Here is a 14,464-nt window from a genome sequence, read left to right as displayed (position 1 = left end):
GCGCCCGGTTCACGTCGGCGCCGCGCCCGCCTTGGGCTCGCTCTCCCGCTCCCCCTGCGCCGCGATGTTGGCCGCCATCTGCCGGAACACCAGCTTGTGCACGGGCAGCAGCGCCCACCAGTAGAGGTGCCCGACCAGGCCGCGGGGATGGAACAGCGCCCGCTGGTGCAGGACGGCGCCCTCGTCCGCGTCCTCAACCCGCAGCTCCAGCCACGCCAGGCCGGGCATCCGCATCTCGGCCCGCAGCCGCAGCAGAGCGCCCCGCTCGATCTCCTCGACCCGCCAGAAGTCCAGGGAGTCGCCCACCCGCAGGCGCCCGGGGTCGCGGCGGCCGCGGCGCAGCCCCACCCCGCCGGCGGCGCGGTCGACCAGCCCTCGGAGGGCCCAGGCGGGCGGCCAGGAGTACCAGCCGCGGTCCCCTCCGATGCCCTCGACGACCGGCCACAGCTCCGGGGCGCGGGTGCGCGCGCGGACGCGCCGCTCGTCGGTGTAGAGCGACCCCCCAGTCCATCGGGGGTCGGTGGGCATCGGGTCGCTGGGCGCGCTGGGCCACGCGGCGGAGGACCAGCGGGTCGCCACCGCTGCCTCCCGGATGCGGCGCAGCGCGAGGCGCACGGCCTCGTCGAAGCCGAGGCGCTCGTGGTCGCCGAGCATGTCGGCGAGGTCGGCGTCACGGCAGACGGCCTCGCTGCGCAGGGACTCCACCAGCGGACGGGCGATCGCCCCGGGGACCGGGGTGACCAGGCCGACCCACAGGCTCGACAGGCCCGGGGTGAGGACCGGGACGGGGACGATGAGGCGCCGCCCCACGCCCGAGATCCGGGCGAAGCGCCGGATCATCTGCGCGTAGGTGAGGATGTCGGGTCCGCCGACGTCGAATCCGCGGTCGACCTCGCGCGGCAGGTCGGCCGCGCCGACCAAGAGGCGCAGCACGTCGCGCACGGCGATGGGCTGGACGCGGGTGCGCACCCAGCGCGGCGTGGTCATCGCGGGCAGCCGCTCGGTGAGGTAGCGCAGCATCTCGAAGGAGGCGGATCCGGAGCCGATGATCACGGCGGCGCGCAGCACGGCCGCCGGGACGGCCGAGTCGAGGAGGATGCCGGCGACCTCCTCCCGGGAGGCCAGGTGCGGGGAGGAACGGTCGCGGTCGGGAACGTGGCCGCCGAGGTAGACGATCCGGGACAGGCCCGCCCGTTCGGCGGCGGCCGCGAAGTTGCGCGCGCCGCGGGCGTCGCGCTCGGCGAACTCGGCGCCGCCGCCCATGGAGTGGACCAGGTAGTAGGCGACGTCGACGCCCTCCAGCGCCTCGTCCAGGCTGTCGGGGTCGAGGACGTCGCCGCGGACGGCCTCCACCTCGCCGCGCCAGGGGTGGTCGCGCAGCTTCTCCACCGACCGGGCCATGCACCGGACGGTACGGCCGGCCCCGAGCAGTTCGGGCACCAGTCGGCCGCCGATGTAGCCGGTAGCACCCGTCACGAGTACGCGCATGGTCGTCCCCCCGTCCCCGTACCGCGGTGACCTGCGGTCCCGCGGCGGCTTGCTGTCCCCCTGCCCGCTCCGGGGGCCGCGAACACAACGGGCGGGACGGGCCCGCGGCCCGGCACGGAGCCGGGCGAGTGCACACTGCCTCCGCGGCCCTCGCTCAGGACGCGGCCCGACAGCGGGGTTGCGTCGGTGTCGCGTGTGTCACCCTCGCCGCGGCGGCCCGGCGCGCACGCGCCGAGTGATCGCGGGTAGGGGGTCTTCGGCGGTCGGTGCCGCACGCTTCCTGCGGGGAGGGCGGCCCGCGCTCCTCCCGCCCACCGGGGGTAGCGTTCGGCGTGGCGAGCGGCACGGCGGATGCTCTCGGGCACTCCGGCGCCCGGCACAGGCCGCGCCGGGGAAAGGAGGGGCGGCGATCGCCGCGTCAGCCGCTCCGGCGCCACTACCGCAACACTGCGAGGAGGGGTTCGGATGGAACTCGACATGATCGTCGAGATCCCGCAGGGGTCGCAGAACAAGTACGAGATGGACCACAAGGCGGGCCGCATCCGGCTCGACCGGACGCTGTTCACCTCGACGCAGTACCCCGCGGACTACGGCTACATCCCGGGCACCCTGGCCGAGGACGGCGAGCCGCTGGACGCGATGGTCCCGCTGGAGAAGCGCTCCTTCCCCGGTTGCGTCGTGCGGGTGCGGCCGGTCGCGGTGTTCTGGATGCAGGACGAGCGGGGACCCGACGCCAAGGTCCTGTGCATGCCCGCAGGCGACCCGCGCCTGGACCACATCCGCGACCTGCGCAACATGCCGGAGTTCCAGCTTCAGGAGATCACGCACTTCTTCGACATCTACAAGCGGCTGGAGCCGGGCAAGAGCTCGGAGGTCCGCGGATGGCAGGACCGCTCCTCCGCCGAGGAGACCGTGCAGGCGGCCCAGAAGCGGGCCCGCGAGTCCTCCGGCGCCGCCGGGTCCGCGCCGACCGAGACGTCCCCGCACTAGCGGTCCGGGCGCCCGCCCCCGACCGGCCCGCGGTCCGCCGGTCCGCCGGTCCGCCGGTCCGCCGGTCCGGCAGGCTACTCGCGCAGTCCTTGCCACAGGCGACGCGTCTCGGCAGCCGGGTCGTGGACCACCGCCGACTCCGGGGCGTCGAAGCGCATGAACGGGCGCCGCACCGCGTCCCACTGCGGCCAGTCGGCTTCGCCGGTGGAGGCGAAGCGGACCCAGGCGGCGTGCAAGTCGGCGGCGAGCTGACGGGGCTCGTCCGGGCCCGGGAGGTTGTCGAAGACGAACGGGATCTCCAGTCCGTGGCAGGCGCCCAGCCGCCCGCCGAAGCGCGGGGAGCGCCAGGCGAACTCGTAGCCGTAGGTGCGCCCGCCCCCGCCCGCCGCCGCGCGCGCCTCCAGTGCGCGGTAGGCGGGGATGCGGAAGACGGCGTCGGTGCCGAGCTCCGCGAAGGCGTCGCCCGGCGAGGGGTTGCGGCGCAGGTACTCCTCCGCGGCCTCCGGGGACAGCCCGAGCCCGGCGGCCTGGGCGATGACGTGCTTCTCGCGGAGGTGGCCGATCAGACCGGGCGCGACCAGGAAGAGCCGGTACTCCTCGGTGGTCGTGCCGATCAGCAGGTCCTTGTCGCCGCCCGCGCCCGCGCGCAGCGCGTCGACGGGCCGCTCGGCGAGCACCTCGCCGTCGACGGCGGGCGAGAACGCGAGGGTGCCCAAGGCCGGCAGCCGCGTCCCCCACACGCGGGTGTCGGCCGTACCCCGCAGGTCGGCGGCGATGCGCGACTGCTCCTCGTGCAGGCGCTTCGGCGGTACGCCCGCCAGGCCGGCGGCCGTCGGCGGCACATCCAGGCGCTCGGCGAGGACCCGTGCCACGGTGGCGGCGTCCTCGGCGGAGACCGTGTTGTGGCCCGCGCCGGACTGGGCGACGGCGCGGCGGAACAGCGTGCGGGCGCGCGGGATCGCCATGAGGGTGACCACGCTCATGGCGCCGGCGGACTCGCCGAAGACGGTGACGCGGTCGGGGTCGCCGCCGAACGCGGCGATGTTGTCGCGGACCCACTCCAGCGCCGCGATCTGATCGAGCAGCCCCCGGTTGGCGGGCGCGCCCTCGACCAGGGCGAAGCCCTGAGCGCCGAGCCGGTAGTTCAGGGTGACCGCGACGACGCCGCTGCGGGCGAAGGCCCGCGCCTCGTATGCGGGTTCGGCGCCGGAGCCGTTGGTGAATGCGCCGCCGTGGACCCACACCATGACCGGAAGGCCGCGCTCCCCCGTGCCGGGGGTCCACACGTTGAGGTTGAGGCACTCGGGTCCGGGGATGTCGCGCTCGGGCAGCTCGTCGGCCATTCCGGCTTCGTAGGGCGGGTGCGGTGCGGTGGGCCCGTACTCGACCGCCTCGCGCACGCCCGGCCACGGTTCGGGCGGGCGCGGCGCCGCGAAGCGCGCCTCCCCCACCGGGGGCGCCGCGTAGGGGATGCCGCGGAAGACGCACACACCGCCCTCGACTGCGCCGCTGACGCGTCCGGACGTGGTCGTGGCCGAAGCCTCCATGAGCGCTCCCGTTCGCGGTCGCCGGGCGGGCCGCCGACCGGCGCGCCGCCGCTGTCGTTCCTACGCAAACCGACCGGTCGGTGTCAACCCGTGGGGCGGTCTCGCCCGGCCGGGCGGGCCTGTCTAGCCTTGCGGGGGCAAGGCGGGTACGGGGGCGCGGCGGCCCGCCTGCCGGCGGCACCGGACGACCCGGCCGCCCCCCGAGGAGATCAGGAGAGTGCCATGCCCGACGAAGCACCGTCCCCCGACCTCGCCCGCACCGCCTGGTCGGCCCTGGAGCCGCTCCACGTCCCCGTCTACTTCGCGCCGGAGTCGCGGGAGCGCTATGCCGCGCTCGGGCTGGAGGACCGCGCGCTGGTCTACTTCGCCTCCCGCTCGGCGGCCATGGGGGCCGTGGGCTCGGGCACGGTGACGGCGGCTTTCTACAACTTCAGCCCCGCGGTCGTGCGCTCGGTCATCCCGCGGGCGTGGTCGCTGGCTTCGCCCGAGGCCGTCCTGCGGACCCGCCTCGACGTCGCCGACCGGGTGCTGCGCCGCGTCCTCGGCGAGGAGGCCGTGGGCTCGGAGCGGATGAAGGAGGCCGCCGGACTCGCCCGGACGGCCGCGGAGGCCGCCGCCGGCCTGCCGCACGGGCGGCCGCTGTTCGCCGGCCACGCGGGGCTGGAGTGGCCCGGCGAGCCGCACACGGTGCTCTGGCACGCCGCCACCCTGCTGCGCGAGTTCCGCGGCGACGGCCACATCGCGACCCTCGTCGACGCGCGGCTCGCGCCGCTGGAGGCGCTTGCCACGCATGCCGCCACCGGCGCGATCAAGACGTCGTTCCTGCGCAAGAGCCGCGGCTGGAGCGAAGACGAGTGGGCCGAGGGCGTCCGCAGCGCGGTCGGGCGCGGTCTGGTCACCGCCGACCAGGAGGGCGCGCTCTCGCTGACCGAGGCCGGGCGCACCCTGCGCGCGGACCTGGAGTCGCGCACCGACGTCCTCTCGGCCGAGCCCTACGCGGCGATCCGCGCCCGGGGGTGCGAGCGGCTCGCGGAGCTCACCGCCCCCTTCACCGAGGCCCTCAGGGACGAGGGCCTCGTCCCGGCCCCCCGGAGCCGCCGGAGCTGAACCGTCGACCGACGGGGCGGGTATGGCGGGCGGCGCTCCTCGTGCGCACCCCGCGCACAAGGAGCGCCGCCGTTCCCGGCGCGGTGCGAGCGGTCCGGGGCGCGGCGGCGGCGCCTGTCCGTCGGCGGCTGCGCGGGTCTCCTAAGCTGCTGAGGTGCGCATGAGCTTCGCGAGCGAGCAGGGGCAGGGCCGGGCCAACGAGGACCGGGTGTACGCCGGCTCCGACTGGGCGCTGGTGATCGACGGGGCCACGGCCCCGCCCGCGGTGGACTCCGGCTGCCGCCACGGCGTCTCCTGGCTGGTGGACCGGTTGTGCGGCGGGCTCGCCGCCGAGCTGTCCGCCGAGCGCCCGGCGCCGCTGTCCGACTGCCTGGCCGCGGCCATCCGGGCTGCGCGCCGCGCTCACGGCGGCACCTGCGACCTCGACAACCCCGACAGCCCGTCGGCCACCGTCGCCATCGCACGGCCCGAGCCCGGCGGCCTGGACCGCGGTGCGCCCGGGGCCCGCCGGGTCGAGTACCTGGTCCTCGCCGACTGCACGGTGCTGCTGGCCGAACGCGGCGGGGAGGTCGCCGCGACCACCGACGGCCGCGTGGAGCAGCTCCCCGGCGGCCGCCCCTACAGCGCCGGACTGGTCCGCGCACACCGCAACACCGAGGGCGGGTTCTGGGTGGCGGGAGCGGTACCCGAGGCCGCCTACCGCGCGGTCACCGGGGTCTCACACACGGCCGGTGCGCGGTTCGCGCTGATGACCGACGGCTGCGCCCGGCTCGCCGACTACTACGGGCACCCGTGGCGGCGGATCTGGCGCTTCTTGGAGGCGGAGGGCCCCGACTCCCTGGTCGCCTGGGTGCGCGCCGAGGAGGAGGCCCGCGGCGTGCCCCACGGCAAGCGCCACGACGACGCGACGGTGGTCGCGGGCGCGTTCGGCCCTCCCGCTGCGGAGCCGGCGTGAACCGGCGGTGCGGTCGGCGTCCGCCGCCCCGCGGCAGCGGGCTCAGGACACCGTGCGCGTGCACGCCGGGTTGTCCCAGCGGTCGACCACCGCGTCGGTGCCGCTCGTGGCCGGGCTGCGCTTCTCCATGCCGCCGCTGTGGCACACGTGGGTGACGAAGCTGCGGAACTCCTCGCACCCTTCGAGGTCGAGTGCGAGCACCCGGAAGCGGTCGGCCTGCCCGTCCAGCGTCTCGATCCGCAGCTCGGGCAGCCCGTGGCTGTTGAACCCGAACTCCAGCGACTGCGCGCTGCCGACGTGCATCCGCAGCTGGACCCTGGCGATGTCGCCCAGGTCGTAGCGGCGGCTCTCCGAGCGGTCCCCGCGCGCCCCGCGGCAGTAGTGCAGGGTGGTGCCGTCCAGGACGAAGCGGACGCGTCCGTAGGAGACCCGGGTCCGCCAGGCCAGCAGGATCATCGCGGCCAGGCTCGCGACCGAGATCCCCGCGCTGCACCACAGCACCGCGTCGTTGACGCCGGACAACCAGAAGCCGGTGAACAGTGCGGCACCCCCGAGCGCCACCTTGCCCAGCTGCAGCCAGAACAGGCGCGTGTCGTCGGTGTAGATCCGTGTGCGCGCGAGTGCCACGGGACGGCTCCCTCACCGTGTGTTTCGACCCCGGGGCCGGTAAGACCAAAGGGAATGTACCTGACATGTCCGTGTTGCGGGGGTAAAGAGCCTCGCGTGCCACGCCCGTAGGATCTGGCCGACCGGCGGTCCGGAGCCTGACGCGCCCGCAACCGGTCGCGCCCCGGCACAGGACCGCAGCGACGAACGGGAGGACCGCGATGGCCCGCACCACCGACCCGACACCGCCCGCAGACGCCGACGCAGCCGGTGCGCCGGTGCTCAGCGAACGCGACGGCGGGGTGCTGCTGCTGACCCTGAACCGGCCGGACCGCCTCAACGCCTGGACCCCCGACATGGCCGACCGGCTCTTCACGCTGCTGCGCGAGGCTGACGGCGATCCCGCGGTCCGGGCGATCGTCGTCACCGGCGCCGGGCGGGCGTTCTGCGCCGGCGCCGACATGGACGCGCTCAGCGGTATCAGCGGCGCCCCGATCGAGGTCGACGGGCGCTCGATGGCCGCGCCGGCGAAACTGCGCAAGCCGGTCGTCGCCGCCGTCAACGGGCCGGCCGCGGGAGTCGGACTCGTGATGGCGCTCTTCTGCGACGTCCGCTTCGCCGCCGACGACGCCAAGCTCACCACCTCCTTCAGCCGACGCGGCCTGGTGGCCGAGTACGGAGCCGCCTGGCAACTGCCGCGGCTGGTCGGACGGGGCCGGGCGATGGACCTGCTGCTGTCCTCCCGCGTGGTGCTGGGCGCGGAGGCCCGCGACATGGGGCTGGTGGACTTCTCCCTGCCGCGGGAGGACGTCCTCGCCGAGGCGCTGTCCTACGCCGGCGTTCTGGCGGCCGAGTGCTCGCCGCGCTCGATGGCGGCGATCAAGGGCCAGGTGCTGCGCGCCCACGAGACCGGTTTCGACGACGCGGCCGACGAGGCCGCCGGGCTGATGGCCGAGGCCTTCGCCGCCGAGGACTTCGCCGAGGGCATCGGAAGCTACCTGGAGAGGCGGCCGCCGCGGTTCCCCGGCCTGGGCACCCACGAGTGAGCCGCCCGACACGCCGCCGACCCCCTGGACCGGCCGCGCGGCGCGCACGACTAGGCTCGGGACATACCATCCGGTCGGTCTGCGACGCGACCGGCCCCTCGACACCCGCATTGGGAGACAGCAACGCTATGCGAGCGATCCAGATCACCGAGTTCGGCGGCCCCGAGGTCCTGAACCCCGCCGACCTCCCCGACCCGGTAGCCGGCCCCGGCGACCTGCTCATCGAGGTCGAGCGCGCCGGCGTCAACTACGCCGACACCCACCGCGTCGAGGACACCTATCTCTCCAGCAGCGCCCTGCCGCTGGTCCCCGGAAGCGAGGTCGCCGGGCGCACGCCCGACGGACGCCGGGTGGTGGCCATGGTCGAGAGCGGGGGCTACGCCGAGCGGGCCGCGGCGCCGGCCGGCATGGCCGTCGACATTCCCGACGGCGTCGATGCCGGCACCGCGCTCGCGCTGCTCGTCCAGGGCTCCACCGCCTGGGTCCTGCTGCGGCGCAACGTCCACCTGGCCGAAGGCGAGTCGGTCGCCGTGCACGCCGGCGCGGGCGGCGTGGGCTCGATCGCGGTCCAGCTGGCCAAGGCCTTCGGCGCCGGCCGGGTGATCGCCACCGCCGGCAGCTCCGAGAAGCGCGAGCTGGCCCTGGAGCTGGGCGCCGACGCAGCGGTGGACTCCCGCGCCGAGGACATGACCGCCGCCCTGGTCGAGGCCAACGAGGGCCGCCGGGTGGACGCGGTGCTGGACATGACCGGCGGCCGCGTCACCGACGAGAGCCTGCGCGCGCTGGCGCCGTTCGGGCGGCTCGCCTTCTACGGCATGGCCTCGCGCAAGGCGCCCAAGCCGGTACAGCTGCCCAACCTGATGCGCCACTCCGCAACGGTCAGCGGGATGTGGCTGCCGCACGCCTTCCAGCTGCCCGGCGACGTGGTCGGGCGCGCGATGGCCGAGATGTTCGAGTTGGTGCGCACGGGCCGCCTTCGCGCCGTGGTCGGCGGGGAGTACCCGCTCGCCGACGCCCGCCGCGCCCACGAGGACCTGCGCTCACGCACCACGCAGGGCAAGCTGGTCCTGGACCCGACCCGTGAGGCGTGATGGTCCGAGGGGTCGGTAACGCGGCGACCCCCGGACAACGCCGTTGATCTTGTAGCCATCGTGAAGGAAAGCGATTTCCAGTGACGATGGCCACAAGATCGACGGGTTCGCGGCGGATTCGCCGCACAATGGAGGTGTGGCACGTGGCAAGCTCCGCATCTACCTGGGCGCCGCTCCCGGCGTCGGCAAGTCCTTCGCCGCACTGGGCGAGGCGCACCGGCGACGCGACCGCGGCACCGACGTCGTGGTCGGCCTGGTCGAGACCCGCGACCGCCCCCGCACGGCCGAGCTGCTCGACGGCCTGGAACAGCTGCCGCGCGCGGCGCAGCCCGGCGGCGGCTCCGGCGAGCTCGACCTCGACGCGCTGCTGCTGCGCGCCCCGCGGGTTGCGGTCGTCGACGACTTCGCCCACACCAACACCCCCGGCACCCGCAACGCCAAGCGGTGGCAGGACGTCGACGAGCTGCTCAACGCCGGCATCGACGTGATCACCACGCTGAACATCCAGCACGTGGAGTCCCTGAACGACGTCGTGCGGCAGATCACCGGAGTGCGCCAGCACGAGACCATCCCCGACGAGATCGTCCGGCGCGCCGACCAGATCGAGCTGTGCGACATGTCCCCGCACGCGCTGCGGCGGCGGATGTCCCACGGCAACATCTATCCCGCCGAGAAGATCGACGCCGCCCTCTCCAGCTACTTCCGCGAGGGCAACCTGACCGCCCTCCGCGAGCTGGCGCTGCTGTGGGTCGCCGACCGCGTCGACGAGGGCCTGGCGCTCTACCGCGGCGAGCACAAGATCCGCCAGACCTGGGAGGCCCGCGAGCGTGTGGTGGTGGCGCTGACCGGCGGGCCCGAGGGCGAGACCCTGATCCGCCGCGCCGCCCGCGTGGCCGCCCGCTCCCGCGGCGGTCGGCCGCAGCCCAGCCACCTCATGGCCGTGCACGTGGTCGCCAGCGACGGCCTCGCCCATCCGCTGCCCGACGTCATCACCGGCCAGCGCAAGCTCCTGGCCGAGCTGGGCGGCACCTACCACCAGGTCATCGGCGACGACATCCCCACCGCGCTGCTGGAATTCGCCCGCGGCGTCAACGCCACCCAGATCGTGCTGGGCTCGTCGCGGCGGCGCGCCTGGCAGTACATCCTCGGCCCCGGCGTGGGCGCCACGGTGGCCCGCGAGTCCGGCGACATCGACGTGCACATCGTCACCCACGAGGAGGTGGGGCGCGGTCGCAACCTGCTGCCGCCCCGCCCGGGTTCACTGAGCCGCGCCCGGCAGGTCTGGGGCTGGGGCATCGGCGTGCTCGGCCCGGTGTTCCTGGCCGGCGCGCTGCAGCTGCCGATGGCCGCCGGAGCCGGACTGACCACCCACGTCCTGCTGTTCCTGGTCGCCACCATCGCCGCGGCCATGACCGGCGGGCTGTGGCCGGCGCTGATGTGCGCGGTATGGAGCACACTGCTCCTGGACCTGCTGTTCACACCCCCGCTGTACGGGCTTGCCATCGACCGCCCCGGCAACGGGATCGCGCTGGCCGTGTTCATCCTCGTCGGAGTCCTCGTGGCGTTCGTGGTCGACCTGGCCAAGCGCCGTGCCATGCAGGCCAGCCGGTCCAAGGCCGAGGCGAGCACGCTCAGCCTGCTGGCCGGCAGCGTCATCGACGGCCAGGAGCCGCTTCCGGCGCTGCTGCGCCGCATCCGCGAGACCTTCGGCCAGCGCTCGGTCACCCTCTTGCGCCAGGAGGACGGCGGCGAGTGGACCAACGTCGAGTCCGTCGGCGAAGCCCCCTGCGAGTCCCCCGACCAGGCCGACGCGCTCGTCTCGGTCAGCGACTCCCTCGCCCTGGCCCTGCACGGGCACGTGCTTCCGGCTTCCGACCGGCGCATCCTCAGCGCCTTCGCCACCCACATCGGAATGGCGCTGGAGCGCCAGCGCCTGGCGCACGACGCGGCTGAGGCCAAGCGCCAGGCGGCCCGCAACAAGATCCGGACCGCGCTGCTCGCGGCCGTCTCCCACGACCTGCGCACCCCGCTCACCTCGATCAAGGCGAGCGTCTCCAGCCTGCGCTCGGTCGACATCGAACTCGACGAGTACGACCGCGGCGAGCTGCTGGAGAACATCGAGGAGTCCACGGACCGGCTGAACAGCCTGGTCGACAACCTGCTGGACATGAGCCGGCTGCAGACCGACACCGTCCAGCCCAAGATCCGCGCGGTGGGCCTGGAGGAGGTCGTTCCGGCCACGCTGATCGGGATACCGCCGCACACCGTGCACGTGGACGTGCCCGACAGCCTGCCCCGGGTGCGCGCCGACGCAGGGCTGCTGGAGCGCGCGGTGGCCAACGTGGTGCAGAACGCCGCACGCCACAACCCGCCCGACCGGCCGCCCATCCGGCTGTCGGCCAGCGCCCTGGGCGACACCGTCGAGCTGCGGGTCGCCGACCACGGGCCCGGTGTGCCCGACGAGCACAAGGACCGCATCTTCGAGGCCTTCCAGCGCCTCGGCGACGCTCCGCGGGGCACCGGGATCGGTCTGGGCCTGGCGGTCGCGCGAGGATTCACCGAGGCGATGGACGGTACGCTCACCGCCGAGGACACCCCGGGCGGCGGTCTGACCATGGTTTTCACGCTGCACAGCACCACGGCCGACCCCGCGCGCGGCGGGGCGCCGGTCCCGCCCGCGGCGGCCGCCGACCAGAGGGCCTCCGACGGCTCCCGCGCCGCGTCCGACGGCGCCTCCTCCGAAACGTAGGGTGTGACGAATGCGGATCCTGGTCGTCGACGACGACGCGCAGATCATCCGGGCCATGCGGATCAACATGCGGGCGCGCGGCTACGACGTCGACACCGCCTTCGACGGCGCCTCCGCGCTGCAGGCCGCGGCCAAGCACCCGCCCGACGTGGTGCTGCTGGACCTCGGACTGCCCGACATGGAGGGCGGCGAGGTCATCGAAGGGCTGCGCGCCTGGACCTCGGTGCCCATCATCGTGCTCTCGGCCCGCCACTCCGCCAGCGAGAAGGTGCGATCCCTGGACGCCGGCGCCGACGACTACGTCACCAAGCCGTTCGGCATGGACGAGCTGATGGCGCGCATCCGCGCGGCTCAGCGCCGGTCCATGCACGTCGAGGAGGCACCGGTGGTCACGACCGCCGCGTTCACCGTGGACCTCGGCGCCAAGCGGGTCACCCGCGGCGACGAGGAGGTGCGGCTGACCCCCACCGAGTGGCACATCCTGGAGGTGCTGGCGCGCAACGCCGGGCGGCTCATCAGCCAGCGCCAGCTGCTGCACGAGGTGTGGGGGCCCAACTACCAGAGCGAGACCAACTACCTGCGGGTGTACATGGCCCAGCTCCGCCGCAAGCTCGAACCCGATCCGGCGCACCCGCTGTACCTCATCACCGAGGCGGGTATGGGCTACCGGTTCGAGAAGGGCTGAGCCCGCGCCCCGCCGTGCCGGCGAAACCTCAGCCCGCGGCCAGCCGCATCAGCATCGCGAAGTGGGGCGTGTCGGCCCGCCCGCGGTTCGCGGCGGCCACGGCGAACAGCGGCGCGCACGCCCGGCACCAGGCCATCAGCCGCTCACCGCGCACGCCGATGCCGTCGGCCAGCACGGCCACCCTGCGGTCGACCTCCTCCAGGTCCTCGGCCTGCCACACCGCCCAGTCGACCGCGTCGAAGGCGCCGTCGCCGACGCAGGCGCGGGGGTCGACCGCGACGAAGCCGCGCTCGGGTCCGCCGTAGAGGACGTTTCCGGGGTGCAGATCGCCGTGCAGCGGCACGGTGCCGTCGTCGTCCTCGTCCTCGGCGTGGGACAGGTCGCGCGCGCGGGCGTGGCCGCGATGCATTGCCGAGGGAGGGACGATCTCGGCGGCCCGGCCGGTCTGGCGCTCGCGTTCCCAGAGATCGAAGATGAAGTTCATCCGGCTGTCCAGCGGGTGCAACTGGTCCAGGTCGCTGCGGGGCATGTCCACCGAATGCAGGTCCGCGATCAACGCGGCGATGTCGGCCATGTCGGGGACCTCTCCCACCAGAGCGACGGTGCGCCCCTTGCCCACGGCCTCCAGCAGTACGGCGCTGCTCTGGGGGTCGACCTCCCAGACGGCCGGCACACGGCCGGTTCCCTGCCACAGCCGCAGTACGCGTGCCTCGGATGTGCCCAGTCCGCGGTCGGGCGAGACCTTGAGGATCGCGGGGGTGCCGTCGGCCCGGCGGCAGAACAGCACCACCGAGGTGCGCCCGTGCGGTGCGGGGCCCTGGACGGTGAGGTTCCACTGCTCGGCCAGGTCCTGGACCAGGGCGGGCAGGTCGGCCAGCCAGGCGGTGGCGCCGGTCCCGAACCTGCGGAGGAGCCGCTGCTTCTGCTGCTCGTCGACCAACTGCTGTGTGATGTCGTTCATCTGCCCACCTTGTGCATCGGCCTGCCCCGGGACGTGGCTGCGCTACCGGACGGCGACAACCCGGGTCGCCGGTACGCGGCTGGAGGCGCGGGGCGCACCGGCGGACCTACCCACTCGCGGGGCTCTCCTCCCCGTCCCAGACCGGAGGGAGGATCGGCGGAGCGGTCCGCGGCCGGAGGGCGGCAAGCGCCGCCCGGAAGGCCGGGCGCCGGGCGCGGACCGTGCCGCCGGGACCTGCGCAGAGCCCGCGGGGGCGTGGTGCCGCGCATCCGGCTGGCCACCTCCTGTGCGGGGGCTCGGGTATCGAGCTGCGGCTTGCCGCCTGACCCCGCGGGGTCACGGTCGGCAGCGGGACGATCACGCTACCGCATCATCGGGCCGCACGGCCTCCCGGGCGGCGGCCTCAGGCGGCCAGGCGCGCCTTGGCCGCACGGTGCTGGGCGAGGAGGCTGTCGACGACGATCTCGGAGGGCCACAGCGGGGCGGTGACCGAGGTCGCGCCCATCTCGTGCAGCCGCTCGTAGTCGCGCCCCTCGACCAGGCGCCAGGCCGCGACGGCGACCCGGTCGCGCCCGTTGCGCCGCAGCCGCTCGACCGCGTCGCCGACGGACGGCGCCCAGGAGTTCAGATATCCCACCTGGACCGGAGAACCGAGTCGGCGGCTGAGCATGCGGGCTACGTCGGTGACGCTCTGGCGCTCCTCCTGACCGGTACTTCCGTCGGCGGCAAGGACGACCCCGTCGTCGGAGGACCATCCGGACTCGACGAGCCGACCCGCCAGGTCCGCCACGATCGAGGGCACCGCACCGAGCGGCGCGGTGGGGCAGGCGTCGAAGCGGCCTTCGAGGTCGAGATCGGAGAACACCAGGGAGCTGGCGAAATCGCCGCCCGCAACGAAGGCCGGCACGACCACCATCGGCCCCTCGACGGAGTCGACGGCCCGGCGCACCTCGCCTCCGGAGCCGAATGCCGGAACCACCCGGGCCTCGCCCCGCTGCGCGACGGCGTCGGCCAGTCCCTGCAGGGCCTCCGTGCGGCCCGTGTCCTGAGAATCGTCCGCGACGAGCACCATGGTGGGCACCATATCCATCTCCTTGAAATCGCCGGGAACGCCGATCCTGGTGCGACAGCCTAGGACGCGGCCGTTTCGCCCGAATGACCTGGTGTTACGCATACGAAAAATGATCACTGGCAGGTGAAGGGCAACGGGATAGGGGGCTGAGTTCGACGCACGGACCG

Annotated in this window: 12 protein-coding genes; 7 read left to right on the top strand and 5 right to left on the bottom strand. The window is 74.3% G+C overall.

Annotated elements, in window-relative coordinates; all coding sequences use genetic code 11:
* Positions 1-9: 9 nt before the first annotated feature.
* Positions 10-1,488: an SDR family oxidoreductase gene (locus RM446_RS06110; RefSeq protein WP_311544131.1), complete on the bottom strand. Its 1,479-nt coding sequence runs from the start codon at positions 1,486-1,488 to the stop codon at positions 10-12.
* Between the two features lie 465 nt (positions 1,489-1,953).
* Between RM446_RS06110 and RM446_RS06105 the strand changes: the two genes are divergently transcribed.
* Positions 1,954-2,478, top strand: coding sequence for an inorganic diphosphatase (locus RM446_RS06105; RefSeq protein WP_311544130.1), 525 nt, complete (start codon positions 1,954-1,956; stop codon positions 2,476-2,478).
* 74 nt (positions 2,479-2,552) lie between these two features.
* Here RM446_RS06105 and RM446_RS06100 read toward each other — a convergent pair whose 3' ends face one another.
* Positions 2,553-4,025, bottom strand: coding sequence for a carboxylesterase/lipase family protein (locus RM446_RS06100; RefSeq protein WP_311544129.1), 1,473 nt, complete (start codon positions 4,023-4,025; stop codon positions 2,553-2,555).
* A 222-nt stretch (positions 4,026-4,247) separates the two neighbouring features.
* Between RM446_RS06100 and RM446_RS06095 the strand changes: the two genes are divergently transcribed.
* Both RM446_RS06095 and RM446_RS06090 read left to right on the top strand, forming a co-directional pair.
* Positions 4,248-5,132 carry an SCO6745 family protein gene (locus RM446_RS06095; RefSeq protein WP_311544128.1) on the top strand — a complete coding sequence of 295 codons (885 nt, stop codon included), beginning with the start codon at positions 4,248-4,250 and terminating at the stop codon, positions 5,130-5,132.
* A 160-nt stretch (positions 5,133-5,292) separates the two neighbouring features.
* Positions 5,293-6,087 (top strand): protein phosphatase 2C domain-containing protein, encoded by a 795-nt coding sequence (locus RM446_RS06090; RefSeq protein WP_311544127.1) that lies wholly within the window; start codon positions 5,293-5,295, stop codon positions 6,085-6,087.
* Between the two features lie 42 nt (positions 6,088-6,129).
* Here RM446_RS06090 and RM446_RS06085 read toward each other — a convergent pair whose 3' ends face one another.
* Positions 6,130-6,714, bottom strand: coding sequence for a hypothetical protein (locus RM446_RS06085; RefSeq protein ID WP_311544126.1), 585 nt, complete (start codon positions 6,712-6,714; stop codon positions 6,130-6,132).
* Between the two features lie 200 nt (positions 6,715-6,914).
* Here RM446_RS06085 and RM446_RS06080 point away from each other — a divergent pair, with 200 nt between their 5' ends.
* The 4 genes from RM446_RS06080 to RM446_RS06065 all read left to right on the top strand — a co-directional run bounded on the left by RM446_RS06080 (position 6,915) and on the right by RM446_RS06065 (position 12,264).
* Complete coding sequence (locus RM446_RS06080; protein WP_311544125.1) at positions 6,915-7,739, top strand: enoyl-CoA hydratase-related protein; 825 nt, start codon at positions 6,915-6,917, stop codon at positions 7,737-7,739.
* 128 nt (positions 7,740-7,867) lie between these two features.
* Positions 7,868-8,830, top strand: a complete 963-nt coding sequence (locus tag RM446_RS06075; RefSeq protein WP_311544124.1) for a quinone oxidoreductase family protein — start codon at positions 7,868-7,870, stop codon at positions 8,828-8,830.
* Between the two features lie 136 nt (positions 8,831-8,966).
* Complete coding sequence (locus RM446_RS06070) at positions 8,967-11,579, top strand: ATP-binding protein (protein WP_311544123.1); 2,613 nt, start codon at positions 8,967-8,969, stop codon at positions 11,577-11,579.
* 10 nt (positions 11,580-11,589) lie between these two features.
* On the top strand, positions 11,590-12,264 hold the full coding sequence (locus RM446_RS06065; protein ID WP_311544122.1) for a response regulator: 675 nt from the start codon (positions 11,590-11,592) through the stop codon (positions 12,262-12,264).
* A 28-nt stretch (positions 12,265-12,292) separates the two neighbouring features.
* On the opposite strand, the gene RM446_RS06060 is transcribed toward RM446_RS06065, so the two are convergent.
* Positions 12,293-13,225 (bottom strand): aminoglycoside phosphotransferase family protein, encoded by a 933-nt coding sequence (locus RM446_RS06060; protein WP_311544121.1) that lies wholly within the window; start codon positions 13,223-13,225, stop codon positions 12,293-12,295.
* 403 nt (positions 13,226-13,628) lie between these two features.
* A complete protein-coding gene (locus RM446_RS06055) occupies positions 13,629-14,309 on the bottom strand; it encodes a sirohydrochlorin chelatase (protein ID WP_311544120.1) in 681 nt (226 codons plus the stop codon).
* Positions 14,310-14,464 lie beyond the last annotated feature (155 nt).

The sequence above is a fragment of the Streptomonospora wellingtoniae genome (assembly GCF_031845375.1).
Classification (GTDB): Bacteria; Actinomycetota; Actinomycetes; order Streptosporangiales; family Streptosporangiaceae; genus Streptomonospora; species Streptomonospora wellingtoniae.
Note: the sequence above shows the minus strand (reverse complement) of the source record. Positions and strands in the feature narration are given on the sequence as shown.

Coding starts and splice junctions, on each gene's coding strand:
- RM446_RS06110 (WP_311544131.1), bottom strand. CDS start 1,488: ATGCGCGTACTCGTGACGGGTGCTACCGGCTACATCGGCGGCCGACTG.
- RM446_RS06105 (WP_311544130.1), top strand. CDS start 1,954: ATGGAACTCGACATGATCGTCGAGATCCCGCAGGGGTCGCAGAACAAG.
- RM446_RS06100 (WP_311544129.1), bottom strand. CDS start 4,025: ATGGAGGCTTCGGCCACGACCACGTCCGGACGCGTCAGCGGCGCAGTC.
- RM446_RS06095 (WP_311544128.1), top strand. CDS start 4,248: ATGCCCGACGAAGCACCGTCCCCCGACCTCGCCCGCACCGCCTGGTCG.
- RM446_RS06090 (WP_311544127.1), top strand. CDS start 5,293: ATGAGCTTCGCGAGCGAGCAGGGGCAGGGCCGGGCCAACGAGGACCGG.
- RM446_RS06080 (WP_311544125.1), top strand. CDS start 6,915: ATGGCCCGCACCACCGACCCGACACCGCCCGCAGACGCCGACGCAGCC.
- RM446_RS06075 (WP_311544124.1), top strand. CDS start 7,868: ATGCGAGCGATCCAGATCACCGAGTTCGGCGGCCCCGAGGTCCTGAAC.
- RM446_RS06065 (WP_311544122.1), top strand. CDS start 11,590: ATGCGGATCCTGGTCGTCGACGACGACGCGCAGATCATCCGGGCCATG.
- RM446_RS06060 (WP_311544121.1), bottom strand. CDS start 13,225: ATGAACGACATCACACAGCAGTTGGTCGACGAGCAGCAGAAGCAGCGG.
- RM446_RS06055 (WP_311544120.1), bottom strand. CDS start 14,309: ATGGTGCCCACCATGGTGCTCGTCGCGGACGATTCTCAGGACACGGGC.